At 71.8% G+C, this 16,910-nt stretch carries 17 protein-coding genes; 14 read left to right on the top strand and 3 right to left on the bottom strand.

Features of this window, described 5'->3' with window-relative positions; genetic code table 11:
• The first annotated feature begins 41 nt into the window (after window positions 1–41).
• The 8 genes from proC (at window position 42) to O3S82_RS14880 (ending at window position 6,216) form a co-directional block, all read left to right on the top strand.
• Window positions 42–824, top strand: coding sequence for a pyrroline-5-carboxylate reductase (proC, locus tag O3S82_RS14915; protein WP_179422562.1), 783 nt, complete (start codon window positions 42–44; stop codon window positions 822–824).
• Window positions 825–828: 4 nt separating this feature from the next.
• Entirely contained in the window at window positions 829–2,004 is a 1,176-nt protein-coding gene (locus tag O3S82_RS14910; protein ID WP_269303854.1) for an acetoin utilization protein AcuC, read from the top strand.
• A gap of 208 nt (window positions 2,005–2,212) precedes the next feature.
• On the top strand, window positions 2,213–2,398 hold the full coding sequence (locus O3S82_RS14905; RefSeq protein WP_179422566.1) for a helix-turn-helix domain-containing protein: 186 nt from the start codon (window positions 2,213–2,215) through the stop codon (window positions 2,396–2,398).
• 129 nt (window positions 2,399–2,527) lie between these two features.
• Window positions 2,528–2,629: a 30S ribosomal protein bS22 gene (locus O3S82_RS14900; protein ID WP_019143756.1), complete on the top strand. Its 102-nt coding sequence runs from the start codon at window positions 2,528–2,530 to the stop codon at window positions 2,627–2,629.
• 3 nt (window positions 2,630–2,632) lie between these two features.
• Window positions 2,633–3,607, top strand: coding sequence for an NAD-dependent epimerase/dehydratase family protein (locus O3S82_RS14895; RefSeq protein ID WP_179422568.1), 975 nt, complete (start codon window positions 2,633–2,635; stop codon window positions 3,605–3,607).
• Window positions 3,604–4,962, top strand: a complete 1,359-nt coding sequence (locus O3S82_RS14890) for a lysophospholipid acyltransferase family protein (RefSeq protein ID WP_269303847.1) — start codon at window positions 3,604–3,606, stop codon at window positions 4,960–4,962. The genes O3S82_RS14895 and O3S82_RS14890 overlap by 4 nt, the downstream gene beginning before the upstream one ends.
• 14 nt (window positions 4,963–4,976) lie before the next feature.
• Window positions 4,977–5,669, top strand: a complete 693-nt coding sequence (locus O3S82_RS14885) for a hypothetical protein (RefSeq protein WP_269303845.1) — start codon at window positions 4,977–4,979, stop codon at window positions 5,667–5,669.
• Window positions 5,662–6,216, top strand: coding sequence for an RNA polymerase sigma factor (locus tag O3S82_RS14880; RefSeq protein ID WP_179422574.1), 555 nt, complete (start codon window positions 5,662–5,664; stop codon window positions 6,214–6,216). Before O3S82_RS14885 ends, O3S82_RS14880 begins: the two co-directional genes overlap by 8 nt.
• A 90-nt stretch (window positions 6,217–6,306) precedes the next feature.
• On the opposite strand, the gene O3S82_RS14875 is transcribed toward O3S82_RS14880, so the two are convergent.
• Both O3S82_RS14875 and O3S82_RS14870 read right to left on the bottom strand, forming a co-directional pair.
• Complete coding sequence (locus O3S82_RS14875; protein WP_269303842.1) at window positions 6,307–6,687, bottom strand: hypothetical protein; 381 nt, start codon at window positions 6,685–6,687, stop codon at window positions 6,307–6,309.
• A gap of 151 nt (window positions 6,688–6,838) precedes the next feature.
• Window positions 6,839–9,157: an MMPL family transporter gene (locus O3S82_RS14870; protein ID WP_269303840.1), complete on the bottom strand. Its 2,319-nt coding sequence runs from the start codon at window positions 9,155–9,157 to the stop codon at window positions 6,839–6,841.
• 81 nt (window positions 9,158–9,238) lie between these two features.
• Here O3S82_RS14870 and O3S82_RS14865 point away from each other — a divergent pair, with 81 nt between their 5' ends.
• Entirely contained in the window at window positions 9,239–9,850 is a 612-nt protein-coding gene (locus O3S82_RS14865; protein WP_179422580.1) for a TetR/AcrR family transcriptional regulator, read from the top strand.
• Here O3S82_RS14865 and O3S82_RS14860 read toward each other — a convergent pair.
• Window positions 9,847–10,728 (bottom strand): HAD family hydrolase, encoded by an 882-nt coding sequence (locus O3S82_RS14860; RefSeq protein WP_179422582.1) that lies wholly within the window; start codon window positions 10,726–10,728, stop codon window positions 9,847–9,849. The two genes, O3S82_RS14865 and O3S82_RS14860, sit on opposite strands and share 4 nt — an antisense overlap.
• 53 nt (window positions 10,729–10,781) lie before the next feature.
• Between O3S82_RS14860 and O3S82_RS14855 the strand changes: the two genes are divergently transcribed.
• From O3S82_RS14855 to O3S82_RS14835, 5 genes are all read left to right on the top strand, one after another.
• Window positions 10,782–12,332, top strand: coding sequence for a class I adenylate-forming enzyme family protein (locus O3S82_RS14855; RefSeq protein ID WP_179422584.1), 1,551 nt, complete (start codon window positions 10,782–10,784; stop codon window positions 12,330–12,332).
• Window positions 12,333–12,408: 76 nt separating this feature from the next.
• The gene (locus O3S82_RS14850; RefSeq protein ID WP_179422586.1) at window positions 12,409–12,669 is read left to right on the top strand and encodes a glutaredoxin family protein; all 261 of its coding nucleotides are present in this window, start codon (window positions 12,409–12,411) and stop codon (window positions 12,667–12,669) included.
• A gap of 59 nt (window positions 12,670–12,728) precedes the next feature.
• Complete coding sequence (locus tag O3S82_RS14845; RefSeq protein ID WP_179422588.1) at window positions 12,729–14,051, top strand: polysaccharide pyruvyl transferase family protein; 1,323 nt, start codon at window positions 12,729–12,731, stop codon at window positions 14,049–14,051.
• Window positions 14,052–14,055: 4 nt separating this feature from the next.
• Entirely contained in the window at window positions 14,056–16,101 is a 2,046-nt protein-coding gene (locus O3S82_RS14840; RefSeq protein ID WP_269303837.1) for an acyltransferase family protein, read from the top strand.
• A gap of 105 nt (window positions 16,102–16,206) precedes the next feature.
• On the top strand, window positions 16,207–16,878 hold the full coding sequence (locus tag O3S82_RS14835; protein WP_269303835.1) for a redox-sensing transcriptional repressor Rex: 672 nt from the start codon (window positions 16,207–16,209) through the stop codon (window positions 16,876–16,878).
• Window positions 16,879–16,910: the final 32 nt, after the last annotated feature.

The raw sequence follows: 16,910 nt of genomic DNA, 5'->3' as shown, positions 1-16,910 counted from the left end.
CGCTGGCCGGGCCGGGCCCACCGCCAACTACCCTCGGTCCCATGAGGATCGCGGTCATCGGTGGCGGTGTCATGGGAGGCACGCTGGCCGAGGCGATGGCCCGCGCGGGCCGGGACGACATCGTCGTCGTGGAGCGCAGCGCCGAGCGGCGTGCCGAGCTGGAGGCCCGGGGCCACGAGACGTCGGACGACGTCGCCGCGGTCGCCGGGGCCGAGATGATCCTGCTGGTCGTGAAGCCGCAGGACGTGGCCTCGGTCCTGCCCGAGATCTCGGCGGTGGCCGGGGACGGCGCCACCGTGGTCTCGCTGGCCGCCGGAGTCCGCACCGCCACGATCGAGGCCGCGCTGCCCGAGGGCGTCGCCGTGGTCCGTGCGATGCCGAACACGCCCGCCGTCATCGGCCGCGGCATGTTCGGCGTCTCGCCCGGCAGCCGCGTCCCCGTCGAGAGGCTCGACGCGGTCGTCGACCTCCTCCGCTCCGGCGGCGAGGTCGTCGTGGTGGACGAGTCGCACCAGGACGCCGTCACGGCCGTCTCGGGCTCCGGCCCGGCCTACCTGTTCCACCTCGCCGAGCACATGATCGCCGCGGGCATCGAGGGAGGCCTCGACCCCGAGGCGGCGCGCGCGCTGACCGTGCAGACCCTCGTCGGGGCCTCCGAGCTGCTGGCCGGCTCGGACGAGTCGCCCGAGGAGCTGCGCCGCCGCGTCACCTCCCCGAACGGCACCACCCACGCGGCGATCACCACGTTCGACCAGCACGGCGTCGGCGAGGGGATCCGCGCTGGCGTTCTGGCCGCGATCGCCCGCTCCGCGGAACTAGGCTGACGACATGGACGATCGCGCCGCGGTGGTGTTCGACGAGCACCTCACCGACTACGACTTCGGGCCGTCGCACCCGATGGCGCCCGTCCGCGTGAAGCTGACGATGGCGCTCGCCGAGGAGCTGGGCGTCCTGGAGGACCTCGACGTCGTCGGCGCCCGTCCCGCCACCGAGAGCGAGCTGCTGAGCGTCCACACGCCCGACTACGTCGAGCGCGTCGTCAACCTGAGCAAGCACCCCACGCACTCCGACCCCGCGCACGGTCTCGGCACCGAGGACAACCCCGTGTTCCGCGGGATGCACGACGCCAGCGCGCTCATCGCCGGAGCCAGCCTCGAGGCCGCGCGCCTGGTCTGGACCGGTGAGCGCAAGCGGGCGATCAACGTCAGCGGCGGCCTGCACCATGCGATGCCCGGACGGGCGAGCGGCTTCTGCGTCTACAACGACGTGGCGATGGGCATCCAGTGGATGCTCGACCACGGTGCGAAGAAGATCGTCTACATCGACGTCGACGCCCATCACGGCGACGGCGTGCAGGCGATCTTCTACCACGACCCGCGGGTCCTGACGATCTCCCTGCACGAGTCCCCGCAGACCCTCTTCCCGGGCACGGGCTACTCCACCGAGGTGGGCGCCGAGGGCGCCGAGGGCTCGGCGGTCAACGTCCCGCTGCCGCCCGGCACGTCCGACGCGGGCTGGCTGCGCGCGTTCCACGCGGTCGTGCCGCCGATCGTGCGCGAGTTCGCGCCGGAGGTCATCGTCAGCCAGCACGGCTGCGACTCCCACATGGACGACCCGCTGACCAACCTCATGCTGAGCGTCGACGGCCAGCGCGCCTCGTACCTCGCCGTCCGCGACCTCGCCGAGGAGCTCACCGGCGGGCGCTGGCTGGCCACCGGTGGCGGCGGCTACGCCGTGGTCGACGTCGTGCCGCGCGCCTGGGGACACCTGCTGTCGATCGTCAGCGGCAACCCGCTGCCGCCCGAGACCGAGACGCCCGAGGCCTGGCGCCGGGCCGTGGAGCAGCTGCGCGGCCAGCCCGCCCCGACGCGGATGACCGATGGTCGCCGGGCCCTCTACCGCCGCTGGGAGGACGGCTACGACCCCGCGTCGTGGCTCGACCGCTCGATCCAGGCGACGCGCACCGAGAGTTTTCCGCTGAACGGCCTCGACCCGTCGTACTGACTGAAATTCCCGGTGAAACCACGAGTTTCGCGGTACGGCCGCGGTACACAAGGACGGCTGCGGCGGCCGAAGGTACGTGAGTTTCCTGAGAGTTTCAAGTTTTCCGTTCACAGGTGACTCACGTGCCACTACGCTTCCATCAAGCACGCGCGCTCACTCTCCGGTGGGGAAGCCGGAGAGCGCGCGTGCCCTGGGAGGATGGTGTGAGATGACTGAGGGAACCCGCTTCATGACCGTCGCCGAGGTCGCGGACCAGATCCGTGTCTCGAAGATGACGGTGTACCGACTCGTGCACTCGGGTGAGCTCGAGGCCGTGCGTGTCGGTCGCTCCTTCCGCGTGCCCGAGCACGCGGTCGAGGAGCTGCTGCAGAAGTCGTTCTACCAAGCCGGCTGACGCAACCTGGGGTCCGTGGGGGGCGGACCGACAGGACTTCGCCCCCGAGCGCCCACCGCGTGTGCGCCGACGGGGTGCGATCGCCTAGTGTTGGTCTGTCCTGTGTGAAAGATCAGATCGAGGTGAGTCGTGGGTTCTGTCATCAAGAAGCGCCGCAAGCGGATGTCGAAGAAGAAGCACCGCAAGATGCTCAAGCGCACGCGAGTGCAGCGCCGCCGTCTGGGCAAGTGACCGATGGCCGGGGTCGTCCTCGTCACGGGCGCGGCCACGCCGGGCGTGGCTCAGGCCGCCCGGCGCATCGCTGAAGCGGAGGATGTCAGGGTCGTCGCCGTCGACACGACCCTGCCCACCGACGATCTCGGGTCAGTCAAGTTCGTGCGTGCGGACATCCGCACGCCCGTCATCTCCAAGGTGCTCGCCGTCGAGGACGTCGACACCGTCGTCCACGCGGACCTGGCGCCGATGCGCTCACGCGCGGGCGGCAGCGCCACCAAGGAGATCAACGTCATCGGCACGATGCAGGTGCTCGCCGCCTGTCAGCGCTCCGAGACGGTCAAGCGCGTCGTCCTGGCCAGCAGTGCGGCCGTGTACGGCGCGTCCCCGCGCGACCCCGCGGTGTTCACCGAGTCCGCGACGGCGCGCGGCGGCACCAAGTCCGGGTTCGCCAAGGACATCGTCGAGGTCGAGGGCTACACGCGCGGCTTCGCGCGCCGCCGTCCCGACGTCTGCGTGACCACCCTGCGCATGGCGCAGTGGCTGTCGCCGCACTTCCCGACCGTGCTCGGGACGTACTTCTCCAACCCGGTCCTGCCGGTGCCGATGGGCTTCGACGCGCGCCTGCAGCTGCTGCACCCGCAGGACGCCCTCGAGGTCATCGCGATGGCCGCGCACGAGGACCACCCCGGCACCTTCAACGTGGCCGGCGACGGGATCCTCATGCTCAGCCAGGCTGCCCGGATCATGGGCAAGCCCACGCTCCCGCTGCTGCCGCTGGGCTTCGGCTCGGTGCTGCGCCGGATGGTGCACTACATGGGATCCGACGTGTCGCCGGGCGTGCACCGCCTGCTCACGTACGGCCGGGTGCTCGACACCACGGCGCTGCACGAGATCTTCGGCTACCGTCCCCGGCACACGACCCGCGAGACCTTCGAGTGGTACGCCGAGACGGCGCGCCCGGGCCTGCTGCACGCATGGGGGATCACCGGATGAAGGACGACCTGAAGGGCATCGGCATCTCCGGCCGGCCGGGACGGGGCAATGGCTCCACGTCCCCGTCGCGAGCCGCGCGCTCGCTCGCCGGTCCGGCGGCCAGGAAGGCCACCGGCAAGTCCGCCGCGAAGAAGGCCGCGAAGACCTCGGGCACCAAGCCCACCTCGGCCGCCCAGGCCGACGCCGCGACCTCCGCCTCGGCCCGCTCGGCCGCGCCGAAGCAGGACGCGCCCCAGACCGCGAAGAAGACCGCCGCGAAGAAGACGGCGGCCAAGAAGGCCGCCGCGAAGACCACCACGACGAAGGCCGCCTCCGCCAAGAAGGCGGCACCGAAGAAGGCCACGCCGTCGCCGGTCGAGCCCGAGCAGCCCACCACCGGACGCACCCGCGAGCGTCACCTGCGCGCGGTGCCCGAGGACGAGGGGCAGGACCACCGCCAGGAGCCGCCGCGCGAGGCCACCGCCGACATCGACCCCGAGGACGTCGCCGCCGCCTTCGCCGAGGGCGCCCGCCGGCTCATGGGCACGGACTGGCAGGTCAAGGTGCTCGAGATCGTCGGCAGCCTGCGTCGCCGCCTCTCCGGCTCCTACGAGGTCGACGAGTTCGGCCTCGACCCCGAGGTGCTCGACCTGCTGTCGCACCTCGTCGAGCCGCTGGCCGAGAGCTGGTTCCGGCTCGAGGTGCGCGGCGTCGAGAACATCCCCACCGACGGCGGCGCGCTGCTGGTGGCCAACCACTCCGGCACCGTCCCGGTCGACGGCCTCATCACGGGCTACGCCGTGCGCAAGCACACCGGTCGCCCGATCCGGCCGCTCGGCGCCGACCTCGTCTTCCGGCTGCCCTACGTCGGCCAGGTCGCGCGCAAGATGGGCGCCACGCTCGCCTGCGCCGAGGACGCCGAGCGGCTGCTGACCTCCGGCGAGCTCGCCGCGGTGTGGCCCGAGGGGTTCAAGGGCATCGGCAAGCCGTTCAGCGAGCGCTACAAGCTCCAGCGGTTCGGACGCGGTGGCTTCGTGTCGTCCGCGATGCGGGCGCAGGTGCCGATCGTGCCGGTCTCGATCGTGGGCGCCGAGGAGATCTACCCGCTCGTGGGCAACATCCCGTCGCTCGCGCGGCTGCTCGGGGTGCCGTACATCCCCATCACGCCGTTCTTCCCGCTGTTCGGGCCGCTCGGCCTGATCCCGCTGCCGAGCAAGTGGATCATCGAGTTCGGCGAGCCGGTACGCACCGACGCCTACGCGCCCGAGTCGGCCGACGACCCGATGCTGCTGTTCAACGTGACCGACCAGGTCCGCGAGACCATCCAGCAGACGCTCTACAGCCTGCTCGTCGAGCGTGGCAATCCCTTCATCTGAGTCGAGGAGCCGACATGCCTGACCGACGGCCGGACCTGCGCCTCGACGCCCCCACGCTCGAGCCGTCCGACGACCTCGTGTTCCGCCTCGCGATGGCGGCGCGCAGCCACGCCTCGACGGCACCCACGCGCAGTCGTGGTCGGCGGCTGGCCCTCGTCGTGGGGTCCTTCCTCGGCGTCAGCGTCATCTCGGTGGGCGGCGCCTGGGCGGTCGGCGCGATCGACGTGCCGCTGCTGCCGCCCTCGCCACTGCGCGACGTCATCGTCACGCCCACTGAGCCGCCCCCGCGGGACCGTCAGGACGGCGGCTCCACATCGGGTGGCGGAGCCGACCTCGATCCCGCCGGAAAGGTCGTCACCCCTGCGGGTGCCGACCGTGGATCGGGCGCGGGCGACGTCTCCGACTCTGCCGACCGATCGCCGTCGGACCCCGCACCGAAGGACCCGGGTGACGACACCGCGGCGCCCGTCGACCAGCCCCCGGCCAAGGACCGCGGTCAGGGCGACACTCGCAGTCAGGACAAGGGCGACAACGGCCAGCACCGCGGGCAGGACAAGGACCCCTCGGGCCGGGGCTCGTCCGAGGAGGCTCGAGAGCGCGGCAACGGCAACGGCAACGGCGACGGCAACGGCTCCACCAAGCCGAAGCCCGAGAAGCCCTCGGCCAAGCCCGAGAAGGACAAGAACGCGCAGGCCGCCGATGACTGACGACGCCGTCATCAAGGCCGCCAAGTGCGGCGAGCCCGACGCGTGGCGCGAGCTCTACCGCGCCCACGCGGGCCGGCTCGTCACGTGGCTGCAGACCCGGCCCACCGGAGACACCGCCGCGTCGCCGGAGGACGTCGCCAGCGAGGCCTGGTACGTCGCCGCCACGAAGGTCTCGCAGTTCGAGGGCACCGCCGCCGACTTCGGCGGCTGGCTGTTCGGCATCGCCCGGCGGATCAGCGCGAACTCGCGCCGGACCTCGCAGCGACGCAACACCCTGCCGGTGGAGACCGACGAGCTCCACGAGGTCGTCCCCGACCACGGGCCCGAGGTGGAGGGTCAGGACTGGCTGCGATCGATGCTCGCTTCGCTGCCCCCGCGCGAGCGGGCTGCCGTGGGCCTGGTCGACGGGATGGGGATGGACCTCTCCACGGCGGCCGACGTCCTGGGCGTCAGCGCGGTGTCCGTACGCGTGGCGCGGCATCGGGGCCTGCGCAAGCTCGCCGGCCGCACCCCGGCGCGCTCGGTCGACGCGTCGCCTCGCGGCTGAGACCCCCTGACAGGAAGATGCCGGCCCGCCCCGGGGGTTGGGGCGGACCGGCCTCCCTCGTCCCGCGACGCGGGCGAGTCTGTGCCTCGCTCAGGCGGCGGGCTGGTTGGCCAGGCACTTGGCGAGGCGCGCCTTGGCCTTGGCGACGCGCTGGACCTGCGCCTTCTTGGTCTTGGCGACCTTGGTGCGGCGATCCTTCGCGACCTTGAGCTTCTTGACGGCCTTGCGCTTCTCCGAGGCGGTGTCGGCCTGGCGGACTTCCTTCTTCGCCTTCTTGACCTTCGCCTGCTGCTGGGCGAACACGGCGTTCACCTTGGCCAGCTGGGCCTCGGCGCGCTCGACCTGAGTGGTCTGGGTGGCGCAGGGCTCCGACGTGGTCGGGCGATCGGCGTGGGCGGCCGGGGCCGCGAGCGGGCCGAGGGCCAGGGCCAGGCCGGCGGCGAGCGCACCGATGCGAGCGCGGTGAGTCATGTGAATCTCCTCAGGTGGTGGGCAGTCCGAGAACTGCTGACACCCGAGACCTGTCACGACTCGCGTCCGGCGTTACATCCGGACGAGAAAAAGATCGCCGGCGGTGGCGTGCGGGGGACGACACGACCCACGCACGCCACCGCCGAGCGGGTCAGGGCTGCTTGGCGCCGAGGCGCTTCAGCAGCTGGTCTCCCTCGATGTCGAGGTCGGGCAGCGCGCGATCGAGCCACTTCGGCAGTCGCCAGGCGCGGTCGCCGAACATCGCCATCAGCGCGGGCACGAGCGTCATGCGCACGAGGAACGCGTCGATCGCGATCGCGACGGCGAGGGCGAAGCCGATCTGCTTGATCATCGGGTCGCCGTTGAAGATGAAGCCGGCGAAGACGGCGGTCATGATCACGGCGGCCGCCACGACGACGCGGCTGGAGTGGCTGAAGCCGTCGATCACGGACTCGCGCCCGCTGTGGCCGTGCACCCACGACTCGCGCATCGAGGACACCAGGAACACCTGGTAGTCCATCGCCAGGCCGTACGCGATGCCCGTGACGAGGATCGGCAGCAGGGCCATCACCGGGCCCGTCGAGTCCAGGCCGAAGAGGCTGTTCAGCCAGCCCCACTGGAACACGGCGGTCGTGGCGCCGAGCGTGGCCAGGATCGTCAGCAGGAAGCCGGCGGTGGCCTTGAGCGGCACGATGATCGAGCGGAACACGATCGTCAGGACGATGAGCGACAGCACGATGACGATCGCGAGGTAGATCGGCATGACCTCGCTCATCTTCTCGGCGATGTCGATGCCCATGGCCGTCTGGCCGGTGACGCCGAGGTCGATGTCGTACTGCTGCGAGAACTCGCTCGAGCGGTCGCGCAGCTCGTGCACGAGCGTCTCGGTGGACGGGTCCGTCGGGCCCTCGCGCGGGATGACCGAGACCAGCACGGTGCGGCCGTCCTCGCTCATGCCGGCGGCGTTGGCCGAGGCCACGTCCTTCACCTGGCCGAGCTCGGCCAGGACCGCGCCGGCGGCCTGCTGGTCGATCGGCTGGTCGGTGCGCGACGACAGCACCACGAGCAGCGGGCCGTTGAGGCCCTCGCCGAACGCGTCGCTCACCGTCTCGTAGCTCTCGCGCTGGTCGGAGCCGGCGTTGTAGTTCTCGCTCGACGGCAGGCCGAGTCGCATGTCGAGCGCGGGGATGGCGATGACGAGCGTGGTGACCACGACGACGGCCGCGGCGACGAAGCGGTTCTTGGACAGGAACGTCGCCCAGCGGCGCGCCGTGGCGTGGTCGTTGCCCTCGGCCTCGCGCTCGGCGAACTGCGAGCGGGCCTTCTCCGACACGATCCGCTCACCGACCAGGCCGAGCAGGGCCGGCAGGGCGGTGAGGGCGACGAGCACGGCCACCGCGATCGTGGCGGCGGCGATGATCGCCATCGTGGTGAGCAGGCTGATGCCGATGACCACGAGGGCGGCGAGCGCGATGATCACGGTGGTGCCGGCGAAGAACACGGCGCTGCCGGCGGTGCCGACGGCGCGTCCGGTGGCCTCGTGGGCGCTGAGCCGCTCGCGCATGATGAGGCGGCGCTGGCGGTTGACGATGAAGAGCGCGTAGTCGATGCCGACGGCCAGGCCGAGCATGAGGCCCAGGACGACGCTCATCGAGCCGAGCTCGTAGAAGTGGCCGAGCGCGTACGCGCCGCCGACGCCCACGCCGACGCCGAGGATGGCGGTCAGCAGGGGCAGGCCGGCCGCGACGACCGAGCCGAGGACGAGGAACAGCACGACCGCGGCGATGACGATGCCGACGGCCTCGCCGATGCCCGCGACCTCGGGCAGCTCCTGCAGGGAGGCGCCGGGGAGCACCTGGATGTCAGCGGCCTCGACCGGCGCCTCGGCGGCCTCGAGGACGTCGTGGATCGTGCCCTCGGGCAGGTCGGTGGTCTGTTTCGTGAACTGGAACTGCGCCATCGCGACGGTGCCGTCGGGCGAGATCGTCACTCCCGGGACGAGCTGACCGCCCACGACGAGGGGCAGCGGCTGGTCGAGCTCCTGGCCGGCGCGCGCGGCGGCCGCGGCCTGCTCGGCGGCCTTCACCTGCGCGGCCATCTCCTGCTGGGCGGCGGCCTGCGCCTCGGCCGAGCCCGCGAGGTCGGCCGGGTTCACGACCGTGTCGTTCCCGTAGATCTCCTGCATCGACTGGGCGAGCAGCCCGGCGGACTGCTCGTCGAAGAAGCTGACGCCGTCCGGGGCGCGGTAGACGATCTGGCCCGCGCCACCCGCGGCGGCGGGCATCTCCTCCTCGAGCTGCTCCAGCACCTCCTGCGCGGCGACGCCGTTGATCGTCACCTCGCCGCTGAGCTTCGGTGCGTTGACGGCGATCGAGCCGACGATCACGGCCAGCAGGACCAGCCAGGCGCCGAGGAAGCGGAACGGGTGAGCGAAGGCGGACTTGCCCCAGCGGTACAGGAGTGTCGACACGGGTGTTCCTCACGAAGTGATAGGTGACTCTCACATCGTAGAATGGGGGGTGAAACGAGGCCAGAGGAGGTGAGGAGACGTATGTCACGACGTGACTCGCGCGAGAACGCCGAGCGCATCCTCGCCGCCGTGCAGCGGCTCTGGGCCGACGACGCCTCCCCGTCGATGGAGCGAATCGCCACCGAAGCCGGCGTCGGCGTCGCCACGGTCTACCGCCACTTCCCGAACCGCGCCGCGCTCGAGAGCGCAGCGTTCGGTCGGATCTTCGCCGAGGAGCTCATGCCGCTCGTCGACGGCGCCGAGGACGAGGACGCCGACCTGCTCGAGGTCGCCGAGCGCTTCGTCGAGGTCATCGGGCGCTACGCGCCGGTGCTGAGCGAGGTCGGCGCCAGCCACGTCACCGACGAGGCCCTCGAGGAGCTGGGCGAGCCCTTCGTCGATCTGCTCCGCCGCGGCCAGGTCACGGGCGTCCTGCGCGCCGACCTCGAGCCGGTCGACATCTACTGGCTGCTGCGGATGATCGTGCTGGGCCTGAACTCGCCCGTCGCCTCGCCCACGGTGCGCCGCCGCTACGTCGCGATGCTGCTGCCCGCCCTCGCGCCGGGCGACCACGACCCGCTGCCCCGGCTCTCCGACGAGGACTACGACCGCCTCGGCGTCCTGCCCGAGCACCGCCGACCCCCGGCGGACTAGAGGCGGCGGCGGAGCCGCTTGCCGACGAGGTAGGTGGCCGAGGCGGCGGCGCCCACGGCGCCGGCCTTCAGGCTGGCGGCGGCCACCTTGCGGCCCGTGCGGTAGTCGCGGACGAGCCAGCCGTTGGCCTTGGCGTGCGAGCGCAGGTGGCCGTCGGGGTTCACGGCGCAGGGGTGCCCGACGAGGGACAGCATCGGGATGTCGTTCGAGGAGTCGGAGTACGCGTAGCAGCGCTCGAGGTCGAGACCCTCGGACTCCGCGAGTGCCCGGACGGCCACGGACTTGCCCTCGCCGTGCAGCATGTCGCCGACGAGCCGGCCCGTGTAGACGCCGTCGACGTGCTCGGCGACGGTGCCCAGCCCGCCCGTGAGGCCGAGCCGGCGCGCGATGACCTGGGCGATCTCGACGGGCGCCGCGGTCATCAGCCACACGCGCTGCCCGCGGTCGAGGTGCCACTGGGCCATCGCGCGGGTGCCGGGCCAGATCTTCTCGGCCATGTACTCGTCGAAGACCTCCTCGCCGATCTCCTCGAGCTCGCGGACCTCGTGCCCGGCGATGAACTTGAGCGCGGCGCTGCGGGCCTGCTCGATGTGCTCGGGGTCCTCCACGCCGACGTACTTGAAGTAGGCCTGCTGCCAGGCGGCCCGGGCGATGTCGCGCGTGGTGAAGAACTGGCGCCGGTGCAGCCCGCGGGCGAGCAGGAAGATCGACGCGCCCTGCATGATCGTGTTGTCCACGTCGAAGAACGCCGCCGCGGTGGGGTCCACCGGCTGCGCGAGCGCCTGTTCGACCTCCGCGGCCGCCGCTGCGGCCTGGCCGGCCAGGATCGAGCGCGACTGCAGGTTCCGTGGTCCTTCGGGCGGTCGTCGCGGGGACATGGCGATCACTGTAACGGCGTTGTGCGGCCAGCAGGTGTGGTTGACTCGTCGGCATGACCGTCAACGTGAGTGACGATCTGCGTGAGACCGCGCGTCGCGACCCCGAGGGCATCGCCCTGATCGAGCCCCGCACCGACCGCCGGGTCACGTGGGCCGAGTTCGACCAGTGGGCCGATCGCGTGGCCCAGACCCTCCTCGCGCGCGGCGTCCTGGCCGGCCAGCGCGTCGCCCTCGTCATGTCCAACGGCATCGACCTCGCGGTCGCCTACTACGGCGTGCTCCGCGGCGGTCTCGTCGCCGTGCCGATCAACCCGCGCGCCACGCCCCGCGAGATCTCGCGCATGGTCGCGGCCTGCTCGCCCAAGATCGTCGTCGGCGACGCCCAGTCGATCACCCAGGTGCGCCAGGCCGACACCGGGGACTCCCTCATCGTGGTCCACCGGGCCGCCCCGCAGGAGGGCGAGCTGCGCTTCGGTGCCCTCCTCGACCAGGCCAGGGACGCCGCCCCCGTCGCGCCGCGCGACCCCGAGTCGCTCGCCGTCGTGCTCTTCACCTCCGGCGCCACCGGCCTGCCGCGCGGCGTGATGCTCACGCACCGCGCGCTGGCCGCCGACATCGACCAGCTGCTGCAGATCGAGTCGCCGCCGGTCATCACCTCCGACGACGTCGTCCTCGGACTGCTGCCGATGTTCCACGTCTACGGACTCAACTGCGTGCTCGCGCTGTCGGTCCGCGCGGGCGCCACCGTCGTGCTGATCGAGGAGTTCCACCCCGGTGCGCTGCTCGGCGACATCGTCGACCACGGCATCACCAACCTCCCCCTCGCGCCGCAGGTTATCCAGGCGCTCGTCGGACTCGAGGGCCTCGCCGAGGCGTTCGCGAACGTCCGGCTCATCGTCTCGGGCGCCTCCGCCCTCGACCCCGACCTGGCGCAGGCGTTCCACGCCCTGTCGGGCAAGCCGGTCGAGCAGGGCTACGGCCTCACCGAGACCTCGCCGGTCGTCACCACCACGGTCGGCGACGGTCGCGAGCCCGGCCAGCTGCCGCCCGCGGGCTCGGTGGGCCGTCCGCTGCCCGGTGTCGAGATCGCGCTGCGCGACTTCCTCGGCCAGCCGGCCGCCCCCGGCGACCCCGCCCAGGTCTTCGTCCGCGGCGCCAACCTGTTCTCCGGCTACTGGCCCGACGGCTCGGACGGCCCCGACGCCGACGGCTGGTGGGCCACGGGTGACATCGGCCTGCTGGACGACCAGGACAACCTCGTCCTCGTGGACCGGCTCAAGGAGACGATCAACGTCTCGGGCTTCAACGTGTACCCCTCCGAGATCGAGGAGGCGATCGTCGACGCGCCCGGCGTGGAGTCCGTCGCCGTGATCGGCGTGGAGGACGAGCGCACCGGCGAGGCCGTCGTCGCGTTCGTCGTGCCCGACGACCCCGAGGGAGACGCCGCCCCGGTCGAGGAGGCCGTGCGCACGATCGCCGCCGAGCGCCTGGCGCGCTTCAAGGTGCCGTCGCGCGTCATCGTGGTGGCCGCGCTGCCGCACTCGCCCACCGGCAAGGTCGCGAAGGGACGCCTGCGCGCCCTCGTGCGCTCGGAGCCGGCATGAGCGAGCACGAGCGAGCGAACATGCGGTCGGTCATGCCGGCACGCTCGTACTGTCGTCTTTCCGCGGGCGTGGCGGCATGACGATCGCGCACGCCGACGACGCTCGCGTCGTCGTCTACTCCCGTGAGGGCTGCCACCTGTGCGAGGCCGCCGAGCAGGTCGTCGCGCAGCTCGTGGCCGAGACCGGCGACGACTGGGTGCGGGTCGACATCGACACCGAGCCCGACCTGCAGGAGCGGTTCACCGAGCAGGTGCCGGTGACCTTCGTCGACGGACGCCAGCACGACTTCTGGCGCGTGGATCCCACGCGCCTGCGCGCGGCGCTCGCCCGCGGCTGAGCCGGGCCCGCGGCGGGGCGCATTAGCGTTCCTTGTCGCGGTCGGGGAAACTTCTAGGCGTGTCAGATCGCATCTACGTCCGCCGTTACGTCGACCCGCTGGACCCGCCGTCGATGAAGCGGTTCCGCGCCGGATGCGGCAAGAACTCCGGCAACCTCATCTTCGCCGCGTCCGCGCAGCGCTCGGTGATGGTGGACGGCGTCGACGTCGAGGCGAACAACCTCAACACGCTGATGCGCAGCGTCGATCGCCTCAACGAGGAGCAGCGGCACGTCGTCATCCCGCTGGCCAACGCGTTCCGCCGCGGCTATCTGCCCCAGCTCGGCGACCTGACCTCGGCGATCGAGCGCCTCACGGTCCCGGTCACGATCCTCGGCGTCGGTGGCCAGTTCCAGCTGGACGGCACCCCCGAGCGCTCCGAGGAGGTCGACGCGGCCGCCCGGCGCTTCATGCGCGCGGTGCTGGCCCACGGCCCCTCGATCGGCGTGCGCGGCGAGCGCACCGCCGCCTACCTGTCCGACCTCGGCTTCTCCGAGGTCGACGTCATCGGCTGCCCGTCGATGTTCCTGCGCGGCCGCGACCTGCACGTCCGCGACACCGCGCCCACGTTCGACAAGAGCACCAAGGTCAGCCTGAACCTGACGCCGCACGTGCCGATCCCCGACGGCTGGGTCGCCGACGTCTTCAAGCGCCACCCCCGTGCCGAGTTCGTCGCGCAGGAGATCCGCGACCTCGACGCGATGCTCGGCGGCCCCGCGGTCAAGGCCGGCTCGCGCGAGTACCCCGGCTCGATGCGCCACGACGTCATCGCCGACAACAAGGCCGTGCTGCACTGCCACGCGCCCACGTGGATCGAGTCGATGGCCGCGCGCGACTTCACGGTCGGCCACCGCATCCACGGCAACATCTCGTCGCTGCTGGCGGGCACGCCGGCGCACGTGATCGTGCACGACAGCCGCACCCGCGAGCTGTGCGAGTACTTCGAGATCCCGCACACGCAGGTCACCGAGCACCGACTCGAGGACACGCCCGAGCGGATCTTCGAGCGCTCGGACTACGCGGCCCTCATCGGCAACCACCCCGAGCGCCTCGCCCGCTTCGCCGGCTTCCTGGAGAGGCACGGCCTGCGTCACGCGCTCGACCTGCCGGCGGGGGAGACCCCGTTCGACCGCGCGGTCGCGCAGGTCGAGGCGCGTCCCGGCCTGGTCGTCCGGCCCCGCTCCACCGAGCCCGAGCTGATGGACCTCCGCGTCTGGAACGCGGCGCGGGCCGCCCACCAGGGCATCGCGCAGGCCGAGGCGCGCGCGAAGAAGGCCGAGGCGCGCCTCAAGGCCCTCGAGGCGAACCAGGGCCTGAAGGGCCTGCTGCGGCGCGGCCGCTGACCTGATGCGTCCTGAGATCCAAGCCCTGAGGGCCGCCGCCGTCCTGGCGGTCGTCCTCTTCCACCTGTGGCCCGGCCGGCTGAGCGGCGGCTACATCGGCGTCGACGTCTTCTTCGTCATCTCCGGCTTCCTCATCACGAGCCACCTCATGCGCGAGGTCGAGCGCCGGGACCGCGTCGACCTGGCGCAGTTCTGGGCGCGGCGCGCGCGGCGTCTGCTGCCCGCGGCCTACCTCGTGCTGTTCGTCACCGCGATCGGCGTCCTCGTCTGGCTGCCGCCGGCGCAGTGGACGCAGAACTTCCGCGAGATCATCGGCTCGACGCTCTACGTCGAGAACTGGGTGCTGGCGATCGACTCGGTGGACTACCTCGCCGCCGACGGCGTCCCCTCGGCGGTCCAGCACTACTGGACCCTCTCGGTCGAGGAGCAGTTCTACCTCGTCTGGCCGTTGCTCATCGTGGGGGCCCTCGCCCTGGCCCGGCGCCGCGGCTGGGCGCGCGCGAAGGCCGTCCTGGTCGTCCTGTCGGTCGTCACGGTGACGTGCTTCCTGTTCTCGCTGTGGCTGACCTCGCAGCACCCGCAGCTGGCCTACTTCGCCACCCCCGCGCGAGCGTGGCAGTTCGGTGCCGGAGCGCTGTTCGCGGTCGCCCTCGTCGACCGGATCCGGCTGCCCAGACCCACGGCGATCGCGGCCTCCTGGCTCGGCTTCGGCGTCATCGCGGTGTGCGCCCTCGTCTACGACGAGAGCACCCCGTTCCCCGGCACGGCCGCCATCGCGCCCGTCCTGGCGACGCTGCTGGTGATCGCGGCGGGCACCCCGTCCGGCCGCCTCTCGCCGACGCCGATCATGGCGTGGCGGCCCGTGCAGGTCACGGGCGACCTCTCGTACTCGATGTACCTGTGGCACTGGCCGCCGATCATCCTGCTGCCCGAGATCCTGGGCGAGGAGTTGGGCCTGTGGCCACGGGTCGGCATCCTCCTCGGCACGTTCGTGTTGGCCTGGCTGACGATGAGGTTCGTGGAGAACCCGATCCGCTTCGGCACCCGGTTCGGCATCCGGCGCCCCCGGGTCACGGGGCTCGTGTCCGTGTTCGCCGCCGCCCTGGTGGTCGGCTTCTCCGTGTTCGGCTACCAGGCCGGTCAGGCCGAGGAGCAGCGTGCCGAGGAGTTCACCGCCCGGGTCAACGCCGACATGCCGAAGTGCTTCGGCGCGGCGTCGATGCCGCCCGCCGGCGACTGCGAGAACCCCGAGCTCGCGACCATGCGGGTGCCGGCCGGCCCCGACGTGAGCCGCGACTGGGGCGGCCGCAGCGAGTGCTGGGGCAAGAACGACCAGGTCGAGCTCAAGTCCTGCGACTTCGGCGAGCGCTCGGGCGACCGGCCCCACGTCGTGCTGCTGGGTGACTCCCACGCCCGCGCCCTGCTGCCGGGCTTCGTGCGTCTGGCCGAGCTCGACGAGCTCTCGCTCACCACGCAGCTCAAGGGTGGCTGCGCGTGGTCCACCGACCTGCCCGGACGGACGGCCGTGCCCGAGGTCCTGCAGACCTGCCCCGCGTGGCGCGAGAACGTCCAGGAGTGGATCGAGCAGAACCAGGACGACATCGACCTCATCGTCACCACGGGCTACTCCCGCAACCTCGCCGGCTCGCAGGCGCAGCAGGCGAAGGCGCTCTCGGAGGCGTGGACGAAGGCGACGAAGCTGGGCATTCCGGTGGCCGCCGTCGTCGACAACCCCGACAACGGCACGCCGCCCGCGAAGTGCCTCGACCGCGTCGACTCGTGGGACGAGACCACGTGCTCGGTGCCGCGCGACGAGGCCTTCCCGTACGGCGACGCGTTCGGCGAGGCCGCCCGGATGACCAAGGGAGCCGAGCGGATCGACATGACCGACTTCTACTGCCTCGAGGACGTCTGCCCGGCGATGATCGGCGGCGTGAACGTGTACCGCGACCGTCACCATTTCACCGCGACGTTCACGCGGACGCTGGCTCCGTTCCTGTGGAGCCGCATCACCGCGCAGGTCGACGGGCTCCCCACCAGTGACCGCTGAACGGGCCGCGTCGCCGTCGCCGATTTTGTGAAAGGGTTCCCAAACTCCTAGACTGGCGGCGCGCCACGGCCCAAAATTCCCGTCATTCCGCGGCGCAGGAGCATCGTGACCATTCTTCGCAGCCCCGCTGGGATCCCCGACGCGACCGTCGCCCGGCTCCCGCTGTACCTGCGGGCTCTCGATGAGCTCGCGGAGCGAGGAACCGACGTCTGCTCCTCCGAGCACCTGGCCACCGCGGCCGGCGTGAACTCCGCGATCGTCCGCAAGGACCTGTCGCACCTGGGCTCCTACGGCACCCGCGGCGTCGGCTACGACGTGCGCTTCCTGGCCGGCCACATCGCCGCCGTCGTGGGCCAGACCCAGCCGTGGCCCGTCGTCATCGTCGGCGCCGGTCACCTGGGCTCGGCGCTGGCCGCCTACCAGGGCTTCGGCGCCCGCGGCGTCAAGGTCGCCGCCGTCGTCGACGCCGACCCCGAGCTCATCGGCACCACCGTCGGCGGGCACGAGGTGCTCTCGATCGACGACCTTCCGGGGATCGTCGAGCGCGACGCCGTCTCGCTCGGCATCATCGCCACCCCGCCTGCCGCGGCGCAGAGCGTCGCCGACGCCCTCGTCGAGGCCGGCATCAGCAGCATCCTGAACTTCGCGCCCACGGCCCTGCGGGTCCCGGCCGAGGTCGACCTGCGCCAGGTCGACGTCGCCGCCGAGCTGCAGATCCTGGGCTACCACGCACACCGCCGCCAGGCGGGTTCCACCGAGGAGGCGGTGATCTCATGAGCGAGCGTCAGCGAGTGACCATGGGGCACCTC

This window comes from Aeromicrobium sp. HA, from assembly GCF_027171405.1.
Classification (GTDB): Bacteria; Actinomycetota; Actinomycetes; order Propionibacteriales; family Nocardioidaceae; genus Aeromicrobium; species Aeromicrobium tamlense.
Note: the sequence above shows the minus strand (reverse complement) of the source record. Positions and strands in the feature narration are given on the sequence as shown.

Bases quoted from the DNA above. Each gene is read 5' to 3' on its own strand.
- O3S82_RS14850 (WP_179422586.1), top strand. From the start codon at position 12,409: ATGACGATCGCGCACGCCGACGACGCTCGCGTCGTCGTCTACTCCCGT.
- O3S82_RS14860 (WP_179422582.1), bottom strand. From the start codon at position 10,728: ATGTCCCCGCGACGACCGCCCGAAGGACCACGGAACCTGCAGTCGCGC.
- O3S82_RS14895 (WP_179422568.1), top strand. From the start codon at position 2,633: ATGGCCGGGGTCGTCCTCGTCACGGGCGCGGCCACGCCGGGCGTGGCT.
- O3S82_RS14865 (WP_179422580.1), top strand. From the start codon at position 9,239: ATGTCACGACGTGACTCGCGCGAGAACGCCGAGCGCATCCTCGCCGCC.
- O3S82_RS14880 (WP_179422574.1), top strand. From the start codon at position 5,662: ATGACTGACGACGCCGTCATCAAGGCCGCCAAGTGCGGCGAGCCCGAC.
- O3S82_RS14855 (WP_179422584.1), top strand. From the start codon at position 10,782: ATGACCGTCAACGTGAGTGACGATCTGCGTGAGACCGCGCGTCGCGAC.
- O3S82_RS14910 (WP_269303854.1), top strand. From the start codon at position 829: ATGGACGATCGCGCCGCGGTGGTGTTCGACGAGCACCTCACCGACTAC.
- proC (WP_179422562.1), top strand. From the start codon at position 42: ATGAGGATCGCGGTCATCGGTGGCGGTGTCATGGGAGGCACGCTGGCC.
- O3S82_RS14885 (WP_269303845.1), top strand. From the start codon at position 4,977: ATGCCTGACCGACGGCCGGACCTGCGCCTCGACGCCCCCACGCTCGAG.
- O3S82_RS14840 (WP_269303837.1), top strand. From the start codon at position 14,056: ATGCGTCCTGAGATCCAAGCCCTGAGGGCCGCCGCCGTCCTGGCGGTC.
- O3S82_RS14890 (WP_269303847.1), top strand. From the start codon at position 3,604: ATGAAGGACGACCTGAAGGGCATCGGCATCTCCGGCCGGCCGGGACGG.
- O3S82_RS14905 (WP_179422566.1), top strand. From the start codon at position 2,213: ATGACTGAGGGAACCCGCTTCATGACCGTCGCCGAGGTCGCGGACCAG.
- O3S82_RS14875 (WP_269303842.1), bottom strand. From the start codon at position 6,687: ATGACTCACCGCGCTCGCATCGGTGCGCTCGCCGCCGGCCTGGCCCTG.